General features: G+C 71.5%; 16 protein-coding genes. 14 read left to right on the top strand and 2 right to left on the bottom strand.

Going from position 1 to position 17016, the window contains the following annotated elements; genetic code table 11:
• The first annotated feature begins 74 nt into the window (after positions 1–74).
• From ACV7NM_RS11980 to ACV7NM_RS11915, 14 genes are all read left to right on the top strand, one after another.
• On the top strand, positions 75–1028 hold the full coding sequence (locus ACV7NM_RS11980) for a GNAT family N-acetyltransferase (protein ID WP_463410282.1): 954 nt from the start codon (positions 75–77) through the stop codon (positions 1026–1028).
• Between the two features lie 105 nt (positions 1029–1133).
• Positions 1134–2762, top strand: a complete 1629-nt coding sequence (locus tag ACV7NM_RS11975) for a peptide ABC transporter substrate-binding protein (protein ID WP_463410281.1) — start codon at positions 1134–1136, stop codon at positions 2760–2762.
• A gap of 30 nt (positions 2763–2792) precedes the next feature.
• Positions 2793–3716: an ABC transporter permease gene (locus ACV7NM_RS11970; RefSeq protein ID WP_463410280.1), complete on the top strand. Its 924-nt coding sequence runs from the start codon at positions 2793–2795 to the stop codon at positions 3714–3716.
• Entirely contained in the window at positions 3709–4734 is a 1026-nt protein-coding gene (locus tag ACV7NM_RS11965; RefSeq protein WP_463410279.1) for an ABC transporter permease, read from the top strand. The genes ACV7NM_RS11970 and ACV7NM_RS11965 overlap by 8 nt, the downstream gene beginning before the upstream one ends.
• A gap of 13 nt (positions 4735–4747) precedes the next feature.
• Positions 4748–5731, top strand: coding sequence for an ABC transporter ATP-binding protein (locus ACV7NM_RS11960; RefSeq protein ID WP_463410278.1), 984 nt, complete (start codon positions 4748–4750; stop codon positions 5729–5731).
• Positions 5724–6821 carry an ABC transporter ATP-binding protein gene (locus ACV7NM_RS11955; RefSeq protein WP_463410277.1) on the top strand — a complete coding sequence of 366 codons (1098 nt, stop codon included), beginning with the start codon at positions 5724–5726 and terminating at the stop codon, positions 6819–6821. The genes ACV7NM_RS11960 and ACV7NM_RS11955 overlap by 8 nt, the downstream gene beginning before the upstream one ends.
• 335 nt (positions 6822–7156) lie before the next feature.
• Positions 7157–7351: a hypothetical protein gene (locus tag ACV7NM_RS11950; RefSeq protein ID WP_136213899.1), complete on the top strand. Its 195-nt coding sequence runs from the start codon at positions 7157–7159 to the stop codon at positions 7349–7351.
• A gap of 118 nt (positions 7352–7469) precedes the next feature.
• Positions 7470–8375 (top strand): N-acetyl-1-D-myo-inositol-2-amino-2-deoxy-alpha-D-glucopyranoside deacetylase, encoded by a 906-nt coding sequence (gene mshB, locus ACV7NM_RS11945; protein WP_463410276.1) that lies wholly within the window; start codon positions 7470–7472, stop codon positions 8373–8375.
• Positions 8372–8755 (top strand): DUF6113 family protein, encoded by a 384-nt coding sequence (locus ACV7NM_RS11940; RefSeq protein ID WP_463410275.1) that lies wholly within the window; start codon positions 8372–8374, stop codon positions 8753–8755. Before mshB ends, ACV7NM_RS11940 begins: the two co-directional genes overlap by 4 nt.
• A 204-nt stretch (positions 8756–8959) precedes the next feature.
• On the top strand, positions 8960–11104 hold the full coding sequence (locus ACV7NM_RS11935) for a peptidoglycan binding domain-containing protein (RefSeq protein ID WP_463410274.1): 2145 nt from the start codon (positions 8960–8962) through the stop codon (positions 11102–11104).
• 178 nt (positions 11105–11282) lie between these two features.
• Positions 11283–12242, top strand: coding sequence for an ABC transporter ATP-binding protein (locus tag ACV7NM_RS11930; RefSeq protein WP_463410273.1), 960 nt, complete (start codon positions 11283–11285; stop codon positions 12240–12242).
• A complete protein-coding gene (locus tag ACV7NM_RS11925; RefSeq protein WP_463410272.1) occupies positions 12239–12991 on the top strand; it encodes an ABC transporter permease in 753 nt (250 codons plus the stop codon). The genes ACV7NM_RS11930 and ACV7NM_RS11925 overlap by 4 nt, the downstream gene beginning before the upstream one ends.
• A 74-nt stretch (positions 12992–13065) precedes the next feature.
• On the top strand, positions 13066–14184 hold the full coding sequence (locus tag ACV7NM_RS11920) for a sensor histidine kinase (protein ID WP_463413910.1): 1119 nt from the start codon (positions 13066–13068) through the stop codon (positions 14182–14184).
• Positions 14181–14798: a response regulator gene (locus ACV7NM_RS11915; protein ID WP_463410271.1), complete on the top strand. Its 618-nt coding sequence runs from the start codon at positions 14181–14183 to the stop codon at positions 14796–14798. Before ACV7NM_RS11920 ends, ACV7NM_RS11915 begins: the two co-directional genes overlap by 4 nt.
• A 407-nt stretch (positions 14799–15205) precedes the next feature.
• Here ACV7NM_RS11915 and ACV7NM_RS11910 read toward each other — a convergent pair whose 3' ends face one another.
• Both ACV7NM_RS11910 and ACV7NM_RS11905 read right to left on the bottom strand, forming a co-directional pair.
• A complete protein-coding gene (locus ACV7NM_RS11910; protein ID WP_463410270.1) occupies positions 15206–15997 on the bottom strand; it encodes a transglutaminase-like domain-containing protein in 792 nt (263 codons plus the stop codon).
• Positions 15994–16977: a GNAT family N-acetyltransferase gene (locus ACV7NM_RS11905; protein ID WP_463410269.1), complete on the bottom strand. Its 984-nt coding sequence runs from the start codon at positions 16975–16977 to the stop codon at positions 15994–15996. The genes ACV7NM_RS11910 and ACV7NM_RS11905 overlap by 4 nt, the downstream gene beginning before the upstream one ends.
• Positions 16978–17016 lie beyond the last annotated feature (39 nt).

Here is a 17016-nt window from a genome sequence, read left to right as displayed (position 1 = left end):
GCGCCCGCCTTCCTCCTCGCCCGGCGCCGGCAAGGCGGTTGCGGCCGGGTCCGGCCGCCGCCGAGAGTGTCCGGATGACCGACACGCTGACCGTCCGCCCCGCCGGGCCGGGGGACGCCGCCGACATCTGCGCGCTGCTCAACGCCGTCGACGTGATCGAGATCGGCAGACCGGAGACGGACCTCGGCCGTGTCGAGGCCGACCTCCACCACCCCGGGACGAACCTCGCCACCGACTCCTGGCTCGCCTTCCTGGGCGGCCGGCTCGTCGCTTACGCGCTGGCCTGGGCCGACTCCGGGCCGGGCACGGTCGACTGCGACCACTACGTCCTGCCCGGCCACACCACGGCGGCCCTGCGGCTGCTGGAGCTGACGGAGATCCGGGCCCGCCGGATGGCGGGCCCCGACCGGGACGCCGTCCTGCGGCTCCAGCTCAACGCGCGGCCCACCCTCCACCCCGGGGTCCTCGCCCGGCGCGGCTACCGGACCGTGCGTCACCACCAGGTCATGACCCGCCCGCTGCGCCCCGGTGCGGGAGCCGGCCACGTCGACCCGGCCCCGCGGCCCCCGGCCGGGCTCACCCTGCGCCACTGCGGCGCGGACGCGGCCGACCGGCGGCGGGCGCACGCCCTGGTGGAGGAGACCTTCGCCGCGCACTTCGGGCACGTGGAGCGCGCGTACGAACCCTGGTTGGACCACCTCGACGCCCGGGACCTCGACTGGGACCTGGCCTGGATCGCGACCCTGCCCGCGCTGGGCGACGTAGCCGTACTCCTCACCCGCGACGACCGCACCGACATGGGCTGGATCAGCCACATCGGCGTACGCGAGGACGTGCGCGGGCGGGGCATCGGCGGCTTCCTGCTGCGCCACGGCTTCGCCGTCTACGCCGGGCTCGGCCGGGCCACCGTGGGACTCGGCGTCGACACCGCCAATGAGACCGGCGCGTTGGCGCTCTACCAGGCGCACGGAATGAGGCTGCACTACGCCCTGGACACCTGGGAGCTCCGTTTGCACCCACAGGGGTGACGCGCGCGTATCGCCCGGGTGCAATCGGTCCAACCATGAGTGCGGAAGGCTCCGACCGGGGTGAGATTGGGGCCTACGTGACTTTTGGGACCTAGGAGGCACTCCATGCGCGGAGCCACCCACGCCAAGTGGGCCGCATGTGCGGCGGTCGTCGTCCTCGCGGCGACGGCTTGCGGCGGCGGAAGCGACAGCGGCGGGGGCGGCGGGGACGCGGGCATCGTCAGTTCCTCCTGGGGTGACCCACAGAACCCGCTGGAGCCGGCCAACACCAACGAGGTGCAGGGCGGCAAGGTGCTCGACATGCTCTTCCGGGGCCTGAAACGGTACGACCCGAAGACGGGCGAGGCCGTCAACATGCTGGCGGAGAAGATCGACACGACGGACAGTCAGCACTTCACGATCACCCTGAAGGACGGCTGGAAGTTCAGCAACGGCGAGCCCGTCACCGCCCAGTCCTTCGTGGACGCGTGGAACTACGCGGCGGACGTGAGCCACAAGCAGAACAACGCGCCCTTCTTCGCCGACATCATCGGATACGCCGACCTGCACCCGGCCTCGGGCGAACCGAAGGCGAAGACGATGTCGGGGCTGGTCGTCAAGGACGCGAAGACCTTCACCGTCGCCTTGAAGGCGAAGTTCTCCACCTGGCCCCAGACCCTCGGCTACCAGGCCTTCTCCCCGCTGCCCAAGGCCTTCTTCACCGACCACGCGGGCTGGCTCAACAAGCCCGTCGGCAACGGCCCGTACACGGTGGACTCGTACACCAAGGGCACCGGCATGAAGCTGCGCAAATGGGACGGCTACCCGGGTACGGACAAGGCCCAGAACGGCGGCGTGGACCTCAAGGTCTACACCGACAACAACACCGCCTACACGGACCTGATCTCCGGCAACCTCGACCTCGTCGATGACGTGCCCGCGCAGCAGCTCAAGAACGTCAAGAACGACCTCGGCGACCGCTACATCAACCAGCCGGCCCTCATCATCCAGACCCTCACCTTCCCCCTGTACGACGCGAACTGGGGCAAGGCCGGGATGGAGAAGGTCCGTCAGGGCATCTCCCGCGCGATCAACCGCGACGAGATCACCAAGCAGATCTTCCGCGAGACCCGCACCCCGGCCAAGGACTGGACCTCCCCGGCCCTCGGCGCCAAGGGCGGCTTCAAGGACATCTGCGGGGAGCTGTGCACCTACGACCCGGCCGCCGCCAAGAAGCTCGTCCAGGACGCCGGCGGGATTCCCGGCGGCAAATTCACGTTGACCTCCAACGTCGACACCGGCTCGCACCGCGAGTGGATGGACGCCGTCTGCAACAGCGTCAACAACGCCCTCGGCGAAGGACCGGTCTGCACCGTCAACCCGGTCGGCACCTTCGCCGACTTCCGCAACCAGCAGAGCGCCTACAAGCTGACCGGCCCCTTCCGCTCCGGCTGGCAGGCCGACTACCCGCTGATCCAGAACTTCCTCCAGCCGCTCTACTACACCGGCGCCTCCTCGAACTACGGCAAGTTCAGCAACCCGGACTTCGACAAGCTCGTCGACGAGGCCAACCAACAGAGCGACGCCGCCACCGCGATCGGGAAGTTCCAGGACGCGGAGAAGATCCTCGCCGAGCAGATGCCGTCCATCCCGCTCTGGTACCAGAACGGCAGCGCCGGGCACTCGGAGCGGATCTCCGACGTCACGCTCAACCAGTTCAGCGTCCCGGTCTACAACGAGATCAAGGTCAGCTGACCCGCCTTCGGATCGATCCTGGAGCAGTCCATGGGACGTTATGTGATCCGGCGGCTGCTCCAGATGATCCCGGTGTTCATCGGCAGCACGTTCCTGATCTTCTTCATGGTGTACGCGCTCGGCGACCCCGTCGCCGCCCTCTTCGGCGACAAGGCGCCCGACCCGGCCACCGCCGCGCGCATCCGCAAGGACCTCTACCTCGACCAACCCCTGTGGAGGCAATACCTCCACTACATGGGGCAGATCTTCCAGGGCAACTTCGGCACCGCCTTCAACGGCCAGAGCGTCACCGAGCTGATGGCCACGGCCTTCCCCGTCACCCTGCGCCTGACCATCGTCGCCATCGTCATCGAGATCGTCGTCGGGATCACGCTGGGCGTGGTCAGCGGGCTGCGCCGGGGCAAGGCGGTCGATACGAGCCTGCTGGTGCTCACGCTGGTCGTGATCTCCGTGCCCACCTTCGTGACGGGCTACCTCCTCCAGTACCTCTTCGGCGTCCAATGGGGCTGGGTCCGACCCACCGTCTCCCCGGACGCCCCCTTCAGCGAGCTGATCCTGCCCGGCGTCGTCCTCGCGCTCGTCTCCCTCGCCTACGTCACCCGCCTCTCGCGCACCTCCATCGCCGAGAACGTCAAGGCCGACTACGTCCGCACCGCGACCGCCAAGGGCCTCCCGCGCCGGCGCGTCATCACCCGGCACCTCTTGCGCAACTCGCTGATCCCCGTCGTCACCTTCATCGGCACGGACATCGGCGCCCTGATGGGCGGCGCCATCGTCACGGAGCGGATCTTCAACATCCACGGGGTCGGCTACCAGCTCTACCAGGGCATCCTGCGCAACAACTCCCCGACGGTGGTCGGCTTCGTGACGATCCTCGTCATCGTCTTCCTGATGGCCAACCTGCTCGTCGACCTGCTCTACGCGGTCCTGGACCCGAGGATCCGTTATGCCTGAGCGCGACGAGCCCGCCTACGACCCGCTACAGCCAGGAGAGGGGGAGATCATCGCACCCACCGGCCAGGGCGGCCCCATGGATCTCGCGCTGGACGAGGCCGAGAGCCTGGAGCAAGGGGCGTCAGCCTCCGCAGGACGGGCGCCGGGCGACGGGCCCACGGGCCCGGCGGAAAGGGCCCGCTCCCTGTGGTCCGACGCCTGGCACCAGCTGCGCCGCAACCCCGTCTTCATCGTCTCCTCGCTGCTCATCCTGTTCCTCGTCCTCATCGCCATCTGGCCGCAGCTCATCGCGAGCGGCGACCCGCTCCACTGCGACCTGTCCAAGTCACAGCAGGGTTCCTCCCCGGGACACCCCTTCGGCTACGACACCCAGGGCTGCGACGTGTACACGCGCACCGTCTACGGGGCCCGCGCCTCCATCACCGTCGGCGTCTGCGCCACCGTCGGCGCCGCCCTGCTCGGCTCGGCGCTCGGCGGGCTGGCCGGGTTCTTCGGCGGCTGGGGCGACGCGACGCTCTCCCGGACCGCCGACATCTTCTTCGGCATCCCGGTCGTCCTCGGCGGACTGGTCTTCCTGTCCGTCGTCACCAGCACCACGGTGTGGCCGGTCGTCGGATTCATCGTGCTGCTCGGCTGGCCCCAGATCGCCCGCATCGCCCGCGGATCGGTGATCACCGCCAAGCAGAACGACTACGTCCAGGCGGCCCGGGCCCTCGGCGCCGGCAACACGCGGATGCTGCTGCGACACGTCGCGCCCAACGCCGTGGCCCCCGTCATCGTCGTCGCCACCATCGCCCTGGGCACCTACATCGCCCTGGAGGCCACCCTGTCGTTCCTCGGGGTGGGCCTGCGCCCGCCGACCGTCTCCTGGGGCATCGACATCTCCAACGCCGCCTCGCAGATCCGCAACGCCCCGCACATGCTGCTGTACCCGGCAGGAGCGCTCAGCGTGACCGTCCTGGCCTTCATCATGCTCGGCGACGCGGTGCGCGACGCCCTCGATCCCAAGCTGCGCTGAGGAGCCCGTGCCCATGCTGCTCGAAGTGCGCGACCTGCACGTGGAGTTCACGACCCGCGACGGGGTGGCCAAGGCGGTCAACGGCGTCGACTACTCCGTGGACGCGGGCGAGACCCTGGCCGTGCTCGGCGAGTCCGGCTCCGGCAAATCGGTGACGGCGCAGGCCGTGATGGGAATCCTCGACGTCCCGCCGGGCCGGATCGCGGGCGGCCAGATCCTGTTCAAGGGCCAGGACCTGCTGAAGATGCGGGAGGAGGAGCGACGCAAGATCCGCGGGGCCGACATGGCCATGATCTTCCAGGACGCCCTCTCCTCCCTGAACCCCGTACTGAGCGTCGGCGCCCAGCTCGGCGAGATGTACGAGGTCCACCGCGGCCTCTCCCGCAAGGCGGCCAGGGCCAAGGCGGTCGAGCTGATGGACCGGGTGAAGATCCCTGCGGCCAAACAGCGGGTGGGGGACTACCCGCACCAGTTCTCGGGCGGCATGCGCCAGCGCATCATGATCGCCATGGCGCTGGCGCTGGAGCCGGACCTGATCATCGCGGACGAGCCCACCACCGCCCTGGACGTGACGGTCCAGGCCCAGGTCATGGACCTGCTGGCGGACCTCCAGCGCGAGTACAACATGGGTCTGATCCTGATCACCCACGACCTCGGCGTCGTCGCCGACGTGGCGGACAAGATCGCCGTGATGTACGCGGGCCGCATCGTCGAGGCGGCCCCCGTGCACGAGATCTACGCCGCACCCGCCCACCCGTACACGCGGGGCCTGTTGGACTCCATCCCGCGCCTGGACCAGAAGGGCCAGGAGCTGTACGCGATCAAGGGGTTGCCGCCCAACCTGCTGCGCATCCCGCCCGGCTGCGCGTTCAACCCGCGCTGCCCGATGGCGCAGCCCGTCTGCCGCACCGACGTGCCCCCGCTGTACGAGGTGACCGAGTCGCCCGTGCCGCGCACCACCGCCTGCCACTTCTGGAAGGAATGCCTGCATGCCTGAGCCGATCCTGGAGGTGAAGGAGCTGGTCAAGCACTACCCGCTGACCCAGGGCATCCTGTTCAAGCGGCAGATCGGCGCGGTCAGGGCGGTGGACGGCGTCTCCTTCGACCTCGGGGCCGGCGAGACCCTCGGCATCGTCGGGGAGTCGGGCTGCGGCAAGTCGACCGTCGCCAAGATGCTGGTCAACCTGGAACGCCCGACCGCCGGGACGATCTCGTACAAGGGCGAGGACATCACCCGGCTCTCGGCCCGCGCCCTCAAAGCGGTCCGCCGCAACATCCAGATGGTGTTCCAGGACCCGTACACCTCGCTGAACCCGCGCATGACGGTCGGCGACATCATCGGGGAGCCGTTCGAGATCCACCCCGAGGTGGCGCCGAAGGGCGACCGGCGGCGCAAGGTCCGGGAACTCCTTGACGTCGTGGGTCTGAACCCGGAGTACATCAACCGCTACCCGCACCAGTTCTCCGGCGGCCAGCGCCAGCGCATCGGCATCGCCCGCGGCCTGGCCCTGAGGCCGGAGGTCATCGTCGCGGACGAGCCGGTCTCCGCGCTGGACGTCTCGGTGCAGGCACAGGTGATCAACCTGCTGGCGCGCCTCCAGGACGAGTTCAGCCTGTCCTACGTGTTCATCGCGCACGACCTGTCGATCGTGCGGCACATCTCGGACCGGGTCGGCGTGATGTACCTGGGCCGCATCGTCGAGATCGGCACCGACACCGAGATCTACGAGCACCCCACCCACCCCTACACCCAGGCGTTGCTTTCGGCCGTGCCCGTGCCCGACCCGCGCGCCCGGGCACTGCGGGAGCGGATCATCCTCACCGGTGACGTCCCGTCCCCGGCCAACCCGCCGTCCGGCTGCCGCTTCCGCACCCGCTGCTGGAAGGCGCAGGAGCGGTGCGCGGTGGAGGTGCCGCCGCTCGCCGTACCGCAGTGGTTCCCGTCCGGGCCGAGGGCGCATCCGTCGGCCTGTCATTTCGCGGCCGAGAAGCAGGTGGTGCCGGTCACGGCCCCGCCGCCGAGTCCGCCGCCGGCCGTACCGCCGAAGGGGCTGACGAAGGAGGAGCGGCCTCCGGGCGATGGGTGATTTCCGGCCACCCCGGCACGTACGTCCGAATACATCTCCGGTCCTCGCAACTCCGTTTACGTCGCGGCAACTTGACCGTATCTGCCCCGAGATATCGGCCGGGCAGTCTGCTCCGTGTGCGGCCGTGCGGGTGCCGACGGCCGGTCGGGTGGGCGTACGTCCTGCCCGGCCGGCCTTTCCGTGCCCCTCCACGTGCGCGGCGTGCGCCCCTCGTGCTGCCGGAATTCGATCGATGCGCTGGTACGGATAGTTATGATCCGTAGCGCACGGTGGGTATGACTTCGCCGAGCACGAGTACGCGTACCGATGTCCGCTCGACGTGGAGGTGAAACGCCGTGGCACTCTCGATCTCGGCCGTGGTGCTGCTGGCGATCGTCGTCTTCCTGCTGGTGCGGAAGTCGGGGCTGAAGGCGGGACACGCCTTCGTCTGTGTACTCCTCGGCTTCTACCTGGCGAGTTCGACCATCGCGCCCACCCTCAGCCAACTGACGTCGAACGTGGCGAGCATGATCAGTGGCCTCAAGCTGTAGAGCGCGCGGTCGGGGTCGGGGTCGGGGCCGCGGTGAGGGTCGCGGCTCCGGCACCGACCCCGGGCGGTCGACGCCCCTGTGACGACGCTCCCCGGGGCCCAGCTCGTAGGCTGACCCCATGAACGGTCTTCCCGCCCGTCGTCTGCTCCTCGTGCACGCGCACCCGGACGACGAGTCGATCAACAATGGCGTCACCATGGCCAAGTACGCGGCCGAGGGCGCCCACGTCGCGTTGGTGACCTGCACGCTCGGCGAGGAGGGCGAGGTCATCCCGCCCGCCCTCGCCCACCTGGCACCCGACCGGGACGACACGCTCGGCCCGTACCGCGTCGGCGAGCTCGCCGACGCCATGAAGGAACTGGGCGTCACCGACCACCGCTTCCTCGGCGGCCCCGGTCGCTTCCGGGACTCCGGGATGATGGGCGCGGAGCAGAACCACCGGCCCGGCGCCTTCTGGGCCGCCGATGTCGACGAGGCCGCCGCACACCTCGTGGAGGTCATCCGGGAGCTGCGGCCGCAGGTGCTGGTCACCTACGACCCCGACGGCGGATACGGCCACCCCGACCACATCCAGGCGCACCGGGTCGCCACCCGGGCCGTCGAGCTCGCGGCGGAGCCCTCGTACCGCCGCGACCTGGGCGAACCGCACGAAATCGGCAAGGTCTACTGGAACCGGGTGCCGCGATCGGTGGTCGAGGAGGGCTTCGCGCGGCTGCGTGCGGCGGGTACCGCGGTGCCGTTCCCGGGCGTCGCGAGCGAGCGGGACGTGCCGGGCGTCGTACCGGACGAGCGGATCACCGCCGAGATCGGTGACGAGGACGGCCGGGACGCCTTCGCGCGGGCCAAGGCCGCCGCGATGCGGGCGCACGCCACGCAGGTCGCCGTGGACGGCCCCTTCTTCGCCCTGTCGAACGACTTGGCCCAGCCGCTCTTCGCCCGCGAGTACTACGAACTGGTCGCCGGGGAGCCGGGCGCCCCGGCGGGCGAGCGGGAGCGCGACCTGTTCGCGGGGGTGTCGGCATGACCGGGACCCTGAACCCCGCGCGGATCGCCGCCCTCCTGGGGCTGCTCGTCGCCGGGGCGGTGACGGGCGCGGCGGGTTGGCTCGTGGTCGACCTCTGGTTCCCGGGCGGACTGCTGCTGGCGCTGCTCGCCCTCGTCGGGGTCTTCCTCGCCGGCCGGCTCGTGACCGGGGGAGGCATCGGGGTGGGCGCCGGGGCGGCCGGCTGGTTCCTGGCGTACGTGATGCTCAGCTTGCCGCGCCCCGAAGGGGACTTCCTGCTCGGTTCGTCCGGAATCGGCCCGTACGTCTACCTTTTGGGCGGGGTCGTCATCGCTGTGATCTGCGCCACGATGAAGGGGGCGCCGGACCGGCGGGATTCGGCCGTGCGGCCCCGGCCCTGATCTGCTGTCGAACTCGGCCCCACTCCGATCGGGGACGTGTTGAGGGGGTTTGACGGTCCGTGCGAGGGTGGTCTGCGGGAAGCAAAGAGGAATCCCTGATTCCCGACGGACAGTTGCGCGCGCACGGCGGCCAGTATGGTGGACGGGCCGCCGAGCTGCCCGCGCAAGGTTGACGGGCGGCGGAGCCAACCGGGAGAACCTGCCTTGAGTCGTGAAACTGACAGTTCGTCCCCCGGGCCCCAAGGGCACGGTGGAGCCGCCTACCCCTCGGGCACGCCGCCGTATGGAACCGGCCGGCATCCGTCCACGACTGTGCCACCCGGACCTGGCGCGGCGACCGCCACGGAGGAGAACCCTGTGACTTCGAAGCCGTCCACGCCCGACTCCGACGGGCCGAAGACCGAGACCACCCTGACGACCCGGATCCGGATCAACATCCCCGGTTCACGGCCGATCCCGCCCGTCGTCGTGCGCAAGCCGGTGAAGGACGCCGAGGAGTCCGCCGAGTCGGGGCCCGGCGCACCCGAGCAGGCGGCCGGACAGGGCCCCGCGCCGGTGTCCGCGCCGTCCGCCGGACCGCGGGCCGGGGGTGCCCGACAGGCGCCGCCCGCACCGTTGCCCACGCGGAACCCCGCCGCCTCCCAGGCGGGCCGCGGCCAGTCCCAGGGCGGCTCGGACGAGGCGGCCGGCAACTGGTTCGCGCCGCGCAAGGCCTCCCCGACCCCACCGGCGGGTGTGCGGACCGAGCCCGGCCCCAAGCCGGGGGGCGCGAGCTACGGCTCGGCGCCGGGCGCCGGGCCGGTGGGCCCCGACGCGTCGCGGGGGCCCGCCGGGCCCGCGCCGTCGGGTCCCGGCGCGCCCGCGGGACCCCGTACCGCCGGCTCGCCCGGGCCGCAGGCTCCCGCGGCCCGTTACGGCGCCGACCGGGGAGTCCCGGCCGGCCCGCCCGCGCAGGGGGGCGCCGGCGCCGGACCGTCCGGGGGCTACCCGGAGTTCGACGGTCCCGAGTACGGCAACGGCCCCTCCACGGAGGCGTTCCCCGCGTACACCGACCCCGCCGGGCCGCCGGCCCCGCCGAGCGGGCCCACCGGTGGCCCCGCGCTGGGCACCGCCCCCGTACGCGCCGACGACGCGCCGCGCTGGCCGGGGCCGGAGGCTCCGCCGGTCGGTGGCCCGGGTCCGTTGCCCGGTGGCCCGCGGCCCGGTGGCCAACGACCCGGCGGTCCCGGTCCGCTGCCCGGTGACCCGTTCCCCGGTGGTCCCGGTCCGTTGCCCGGCGGGCAGTTCCCCGGCGGGCCCGGCCCGTTGCCCGGTGGGCCGTCCGCCGGTGGCCCGCTGCCCGGGCCGGTCGTGCCGACGGCGGCCCCGCAGCCGCCGAAACAGACCCGGCCGGCCCCCAAGGCCCCGGCCAAGAAGCGCTCGAAGCTCGTCATCCTCGGCGGTGGCCTCATCGCCCTGCTCGGCGTGGCGTACGGCGCCGGACTGCTCCTTAACCACTCCGACGTCCCCAAGGGCACCACCGTCATGGGCCTGGACATCAGCGGGAGCCGCGACGAGGCCGTCACCAAGCTCCAGGACATCTTCGGCACCCGCGCCGCCGCCCCGCTCCGGTTCACCGTCGGCGGCAAGCAGGTCGAGCTGAAGCCCGACAAGGCCGGGTTGACCCTCGACAGCCAGAGCACCGTCCGCAACGCCGCGGGCAGTGACTACAACCCCGTAAGCGTCATCGGCTCCCTCCTCGGCCGAGAGCGCGCCGCCGAAGCGGTGATGCCCGTCGACGAGGAGAAGTTGCGGGTCGCGCTCCAGGAGATGGCGGGCAGCGCCGGTACGGCGACCGAGGGCACGATCAAGTTCGACACGGGCAAGGCCGTCGCCGTTCCCGGAAAGGCCGGCACCAGCCTGGACGTGGACGGCTCGATCGACCCCGTGATCAAGGCCTTCCGGAACGCGGTCGCCACCGGGAAGCCCACCCCCGTCGAACTGCCCACCGCCAACCGGGAACCGGTCGTCAACGAGGCCGAACTCAACCGTGCGATGAAGGAGTTCGCGGAGCCCGCGATGTCCGGCATCGCCACCGTCAAGGCGGGCAACAAGTCCATCGCGTTCGGCGCCAAGACGCTGCCCAAGATCCTCAGCATGCAGCCCGTCAACGGCCACCTCGTCGAGAAGTACGACCTGGAGGCCTTGAAGGCCGCCTACAGCGACACCTTCGACGGCGTCCTGGTCACCCGGGGCACCGGCGCCAAGACCGCCGTCACGCCGCAGGACGTCGCGGGGGCCCTCGGCAAGGCCCTGCGCGGCAAGACGGCCGCCGAGCGGACCGCGGTCATCGACACCAACGTCGGCTGATCGACCGGCCGTAGGAAACCGTTGTTCAGGCCCCTGTCGGCCCTCTCCCGCGAGAGGACCGGCGGGGGCTTCGGCGTTGCCCCGACGCGGTGTCACGTCCACCGGATGACAACTGTCATGCGGCAGTCACGACGCGAGACACTGACGCGGACCCCCGGCGGCGGGCGAATCTTGAGCCATGAAGACGACGACCGCGACGCAAACAGCCGCCGCCACGGGCTCCGGAGCCACCACCGGCTCCGTGGTGAGCTTCCAGAACGTGACCAAGAGCTACGGCGCCGTCCGTGCGGTCGACGGTCTCTCCCTCGACCTCCACCCGGGTGAGACCGTCGCGCTCCTCGGACCCAACGGCGCAGGCAAGTCCTCCACCCTCGACCTCCTGCTCGGACTGCGCCCCGCCGACTCCGGGTCCGTCCGACTCTTCGGCACCACGCCGCGCGAGGCCATAGCCGCCGGCCGGGTCGGGGCCATGCTCCAGACCGGGGGACTGATGGAGGAGGTGACAGTGCGCGAGATAGTCGCCCTCACCTGCGCGCTTCACCCCCGCCCGTACCCGGTGGAAGAGGTGCTCAGCCGCGCCGGGATCTCCGACATCGCCGGCCGGCTGGTCAACAAGCTCTCCGGGGGTCAGGAGCAGCGCGTCCGCTTCGCGCTCGCCACCGCCGGGGACAACGAGCTGATCGTGCTGGACGAACCGACCACCGGTATGGATGTCACCTCCCGCCAGGCCTTCTGGGCCACGATGCGGGAGCAGGCCGCCCGCGGCCGGACCGTCCTCTTCGCCACGCACTACCTGGAGGAAGCGGACGCGATAGCCGACCGTGTCCTGGTCCTGAGCAAGGGCCGGCTCCTCGCCGACGGCACCGCTGCCGAGATCAAGGCGAAGGCCGGCGCCCGCCGGATCGCCTTCGACCTCACCGACGACCAGGTCGACGAGCAGGCGTTGCGCGCCCTCCCGCACCTCACCGCCTACGAGCGGCACGGGGACACCGTGAAGCTCCAGTCGCGGGACGCCGACGCGACCGTGCACGCCGTCTACGCCCTGGGGCTCTACCCCCGAAACCTGGAAGTCGCCGGGCTTGGCCTGGAGCAGGCTTTCATCGCCCTCACCGAGGCCGAGGAGGCCAACGCATCATGACCGCCGGAACGCTCAACCTCGTCAAGCTCGAAATCAGCCGCGCCCTGCGCAACAAGAAGTACCTGTTCTTCACCGTCCTCTATCCGGCCGCGCTCTTCCTGATGCTCGGCGGAACCCTGAACGGCACGACCAAGGTCATGGGCACGGAACTGACCATGCCCGCCTTCTACATGGTCGCCATGGCCTCCTTCGGCGCCCTGACCGCGGTCCTCATGGGCAACAGCGAGCGGATAGCCAAGGAGCGGGAAGCGGGCTGGGTGCGCCAGCTGCGCCTGACCGCCCTGCCGGGCCGCGGCTACGTCCTCGCCAAGACCGCCAGCGCCGGTGTGCTGTCCCTGCCCGCGATCCTCGTCGTCTTCGCGGTGGCCGCCGTCGCCAAGGGCGTACGGTTCGACGCCTGGCAGTGGTTCGCCCTGACGGGCTCCATCTGGGCCGGCAGCCTCGTCTTCGCCGCCCTCGGCGTCGCCCTCGGCTACCTGGCCACCGGGGACACCGTCCGCCCCATCACCATGCTGTTCTACTTCGGCCTCTCCATCCTCGGCGGTCTGTGGATGCCCACCGCGAACTTCCCGCAGTGGCTGCGGAACATCTGCGAGTGGCTGCCGACCCACGCCTACGCGGGTCTCGGCCAGGCGATAGAACTGGGTGGCGCGCCCCACATGAAGGACGTGGCGATCCTCGCGGTCTACTTCGTACTGTTCACCGGTGCCGCCGCCTGGCTGTACCGCAAGGACTCTCTGAAGGCGTGACGACGCAAGTGACCACCGCGACCAGGACAGGGAACGACAGCCTGACGGGTGTACCCGGCGGCCCGAGGGTGGGCATGCGGCCCGAGACCCGACGCCACAAGATCGTTAAGTCGATGTGGATCAGCCTGTGGCTGTTCTACCTCAGCGCCCCCGTGACGGACCTGGTCGGCGGCGGACACAGTACGCAGGCCCGCGTGCTCGGCGGCCTGGGCCTCGTGGCCTTCGTCGCCTGGTACCTGGTCCTGGTGTTCCGCACCGCCCGGGACAGCGAGGTGCGCTGGCTGCTGATCTCGGCCGCGGCGCTCTCAGCCCAGGCCACCGTCCTCTCCCTGAGCCTGGGCCGCGAATGGCTGGTCCTCTTCGTCTACGTCTCCATCTCCTCCGGAGCCTCGCTGCCGGGGGAGATCTCCCGTTGGACGGTGCCGGGCGCGACCGCGCTGCTGACGGTGACGGCCATGGCGGTGCCGGGCGGAGACGCGTACCTGGCGGGCCTGTTGATCCCGGCCGTGATGGGCGGCTTCGCGATGGTCGGCATCCGCGCGATGATCCGGACCACCGTGGAACTGCGCGAGGCCCGGGCGACGGTGGCGCAGCTCGCGGCCAACGAGGAACGACTGCGGATGGCCCGGGACCTGCACGACCTGCTCGGGCACTCGCTGTCCCTGATCACGCTCAAGAGCGAGCTGGCGGGCCGGATGCTGCCGGACCGACCGGAACTCGCCGCCCAGCAGGTGGCGGACATCGAGCAGGTCAGCCGGCAGGCGCTGGTCGACGTACGGGAAGCGGTCAGCGGCTACCGGCGGCCGACCCTGCCGGGCGAGCTCGCCGGCGCGCGCACGGCCCTGACGGCGGCGGGCGTGCTGGCGGACCTTCCCGCGGAGGTCCCGGAAGACCTCCCGCAGGACATCGAGTCGGCGCTGGCCTGGTCGCTGCGCGAGGCCGTGACGAACGCGGTGCGGCACAGTGGCGCCAAACGCTGCACGATCACCCTGGGTTCCCGTCAGACCCTGGCCGGCCATGTCGTCGAACTGGTTGTCTTCGACGACGGCGCGGGGGGCGCCGCGGTCCACGGCAACGGCCTCACCGGCCTGACGGAGCGTCTTGCGGCGGTGGGCGGAAGCCTGGAGGCGGGCCCGGTGGGCAGGACCGGCTTCCGGTTGCTGGCCCGCGTCCCCCTAGGATCGACCTCATGACGCCACGGCCCATCCGGATCCTCCTCGCCGAGGACCAGTCCATGGTCCGGGAAGCCCTGGCCGCGCTGCTCGGTTTGGAGCCGGACATCGAGGTGCTGGCCCAAGTCGCGCGCGGGGACGAGGTCCTGACGGCGGCCCGCGCCCACGATGTGAACGTGGCGCTGCTCGACATCGAGATGCCCGGCATGACGGGCATCGAGGCGGCCGCGGCCCTGCGGGACGCCCTGCCGGACCTGCGGATCGTCATCCTGACCACCTTCGGCCGCCCCGGCTACCTCCGCGGGGCGATGGAGGCGGGGGCGTCGGCGTTCCTCGTGAAGGACGCCCCGGCCGCGCAATTGGCGGAAGCGGTGCGCAAGGTCCTCACGGGGGAGCGCGTCATCGACCCGACGCTGGCGGCGGCCGCCCTGGCCGAGGGGGCGAACCCGCTGACCGACCGGGAACGCGAGGTGCTGCGCGCGGCGGAGTTCGGCGCGACCAACGCCGAACTCGCCACGCGACTGCACCTGTCCCAGGGCACGGTCCGCAACTACCTCTCGACGGCCATCCAAAAACTGGCCGCCCGCAACCGCGCCGAAGCCATCCGCGTGGCCCGCGAAAAGGGCTGGCTCTAGGCTCCCGCTCCCAGCCTGGCGGAGTCGGCGGCGCGGGCCAACCCCAGCCTCGCGGGGGTGGGCGGTGCGGGCCGACTCCAGCCTCGCGGGGGGTGGGCGGTGCGGGCCGACTCCAGCCTCGCGGGGGGTGGGCGGTGCGGGCCGACTCCAGCCTCGCGGGGGGTGGGAGATGCGGGCCGACCCCAGCCTCGCGGGGGTGGGTGGTGCGGGGCAACTCCAGCCTCGCCGGCGTTTGAGGCGCGGGTGTGGGGCGGAGCCCCTCGGGGCCCGGCGCAGCCGGGGGCGTTTGCGCGGCGGCGGGGCGGACGAATCCTTCTTCCCCCGGCCCCGGCCCGGCCCGACGCCCGGCTCAGCCCGACCCGGCCCCGACCCCGGCCCCGGCCCACACGTGAACGGCGGCCGGGGGGTCAGTTCAGCAGGGCGCGAGCCGAAAGGGCCTCCGCGCGGACACGGGCCGCCGCCGCCGTGTCCACCGCGTCGACCACCTCCGCGTACGCCTCCAGCTCCGCCGCGCCCGTCACGAACTGCCCCCGCTCCACCAGCACCCGCGCCCGCTCGTACCGCAGCGACGCCGGGTGCGAGGGCAGCAGCAGCGACAGGTCCAGCGCCCACAGCGCGACCCCCGACTGTTCCGGCCGGGTGGCGGCCCACGCCCGGATGTTGTTGAGGATGCGCAGCACGATGTCCAGCGTGCGGGCAGGCGTACGCGGCCCGGTCGCCTGCTCCGCCGTACCCGTGCCGAGCGAGGCGCCCCCCGCGAAGGGGTCCACCACGACACCCTCCTCCGGGTCCCCGAAGCCCACCACGAAGTGCCCCGGGAGTCCCAGCCCGTACACCGGCGCACCCGCGCGCCGGGCCACCTCCAGCCAGACGACGGAAAGCAGGATCGGCAGGCCCCGCCGGCGCCGCAACACCTCGTGCAGCAACGAGGACGACAGCCGGTCGTAGTCCGCCGGAGTCCCGTGGAAACCGAGCCGCCCGCCCAGCAGCTCCGTCACCGCCGAGGCCCACGCCGCCCCGCCGCGCAGCCCGTACGGCAACATCCCCGCCAGCCGGTCCAGCTCGATCTGCGCCCAGTCCATGACCCTCTCGTCCAGCTTCGGATCGGCCTCCGCCGCCAGCAGCAGGCACAGCAGCGCGAGGTCCGGCCGCTGCGAGCGGGCCTCGGCCGCGAACCGGGAGCGCCCCTCGGGGCTCATACCCCCGCCCGGAAGTGGTGGTAGGCGTGGTGCGTCGCGAAGCCCATGCCGTCGTACAGGGCGCGCGCGCCGGGGTTGTCCGTCTCCACCTGGAGCCACGCCGCCGAGGCGCCCTCCTCCAGCGCCCGCCGTGCCAGGGCCGCCATCACCGCCGTCGCGTGGCCCCGGCGCCGCTGACCGGGATCGACCTCGACCGCCGCGAACCCGGCCCACCGGCCGTCCACCACCATCCGTCCGATCGCCTGTCCGGGCAGCGTCGCGAACCACACCGATGGACCCGCGACCAGTACCCGCCGGGCCACCTCGGGTTCCTTGACCCGCCCGTACCGCCCGAGCCACTCCTCGTCGGGCGCCCGGGTCAGCCGGACCCGCGCCGCCGCGGCGGCCTCCACGTCCCCGATCGGGGCCAGCGCGGCGATACGGACCTCCGCCGAGACTTCGTTCGCCCAGCCCCGCCGCTCCAGCTCCGCGCACAGCCGCTCCTGGGTGCCGAGCGCGCCGGTCGCCGTCTGTATGTACGCCGGAAGGCGACGTTCGGTGTACCAGGAGGTCACTCGCGCGAGTGCTTCGTCCAGGGATGTCCCCGGGTCGCCCAGGGGCAGTACGGAGTTGGCCCGCCGGGTGAATCCCCCGGCCGCCCGCAAGGTCCACTCGCCCAGCGGCTCGCTCTCCAGCGGCTGCCAGGCCCGTGCCGTGACCCGGGCCAGCTCCTCGAAAGACGCTTTAGGCCCCTTGCGTCGGGCCGGCGCCGGAGGGACGATCTTGCCTGCTACCAGCGTCGATTCCGCGATGTGGACGGAAAGCCCGTCCTTGCGTGTGATCGTGAGCACACCCTCGGTCCAGGATGTGAGAACCCCGACCGTGTCCGTGAACGAGGGGCGCCCGCTCAGGTCCGCCTCCACCCGTCGCACAGAAACCCGTTTACCCACGTCAGTGGGGGTAATACGGATCTCCAGCAGTCCACCGGCAGTGATTTCCACAGCTCTGTCCGCCCCTCCTGTTCGGATCGTGCCCGGGAA

This window comes from Streptomyces sp. Tek67B01, from assembly GCF_055231995.1.
The sequence above is the reverse complement of the archived record's forward strand: the minus strand, read 5'-3'. Positions and strand labels throughout refer to the sequence as shown.

Excerpts from the sequence above, each read along its gene's own strand:
- ACV7NM_RS11940 (WP_463410275.1), top strand. The coding sequence starts at position 8,372 with ATGACCGGGACCCTGAACCCCGCGCGGATCGCCGCCCTCCTGGGGCTG.
- ACV7NM_RS11925 (WP_463410272.1), top strand. The coding sequence starts at position 12,239 with ATGACCGCCGGAACGCTCAACCTCGTCAAGCTCGAAATCAGCCGCGCC.
- mshB (WP_463410276.1), top strand. The coding sequence starts at position 7,470 with ATGAACGGTCTTCCCGCCCGTCGTCTGCTCCTCGTGCACGCGCACCCG.
- ACV7NM_RS11980 (WP_463410282.1), top strand. The coding sequence starts at position 75 with ATGACCGACACGCTGACCGTCCGCCCCGCCGGGCCGGGGGACGCCGCC.
- ACV7NM_RS11930 (WP_463410273.1), top strand. The coding sequence starts at position 11,283 with ATGAAGACGACGACCGCGACGCAAACAGCCGCCGCCACGGGCTCCGGA.
- ACV7NM_RS11910 (WP_463410270.1), bottom strand. The coding sequence starts at position 15,997 with ATGAGCCCCGAGGGGCGCTCCCGGTTCGCGGCCGAGGCCCGCTCGCAG.
- ACV7NM_RS11965 (WP_463410279.1), top strand. The coding sequence starts at position 3,709 with ATGCCTGAGCGCGACGAGCCCGCCTACGACCCGCTACAGCCAGGAGAG.
- ACV7NM_RS11975 (WP_463410281.1), top strand. The coding sequence starts at position 1,134 with ATGCGCGGAGCCACCCACGCCAAGTGGGCCGCATGTGCGGCGGTCGTC.
- ACV7NM_RS11960 (WP_463410278.1), top strand. The coding sequence starts at position 4,748 with ATGCTGCTCGAAGTGCGCGACCTGCACGTGGAGTTCACGACCCGCGAC.
- ACV7NM_RS11920 (WP_463413910.1), top strand. The coding sequence starts at position 13,066 with ATGCGGCCCGAGACCCGACGCCACAAGATCGTTAAGTCGATGTGGATC.
- ACV7NM_RS11955 (WP_463410277.1), top strand. The coding sequence starts at position 5,724 with ATGCCTGAGCCGATCCTGGAGGTGAAGGAGCTGGTCAAGCACTACCCG.
- ACV7NM_RS11915 (WP_463410271.1), top strand. The coding sequence starts at position 14,181 with ATGACGCCACGGCCCATCCGGATCCTCCTCGCCGAGGACCAGTCCATG.
- ACV7NM_RS11970 (WP_463410280.1), top strand. The coding sequence starts at position 2,793 with ATGGGACGTTATGTGATCCGGCGGCTGCTCCAGATGATCCCGGTGTTC.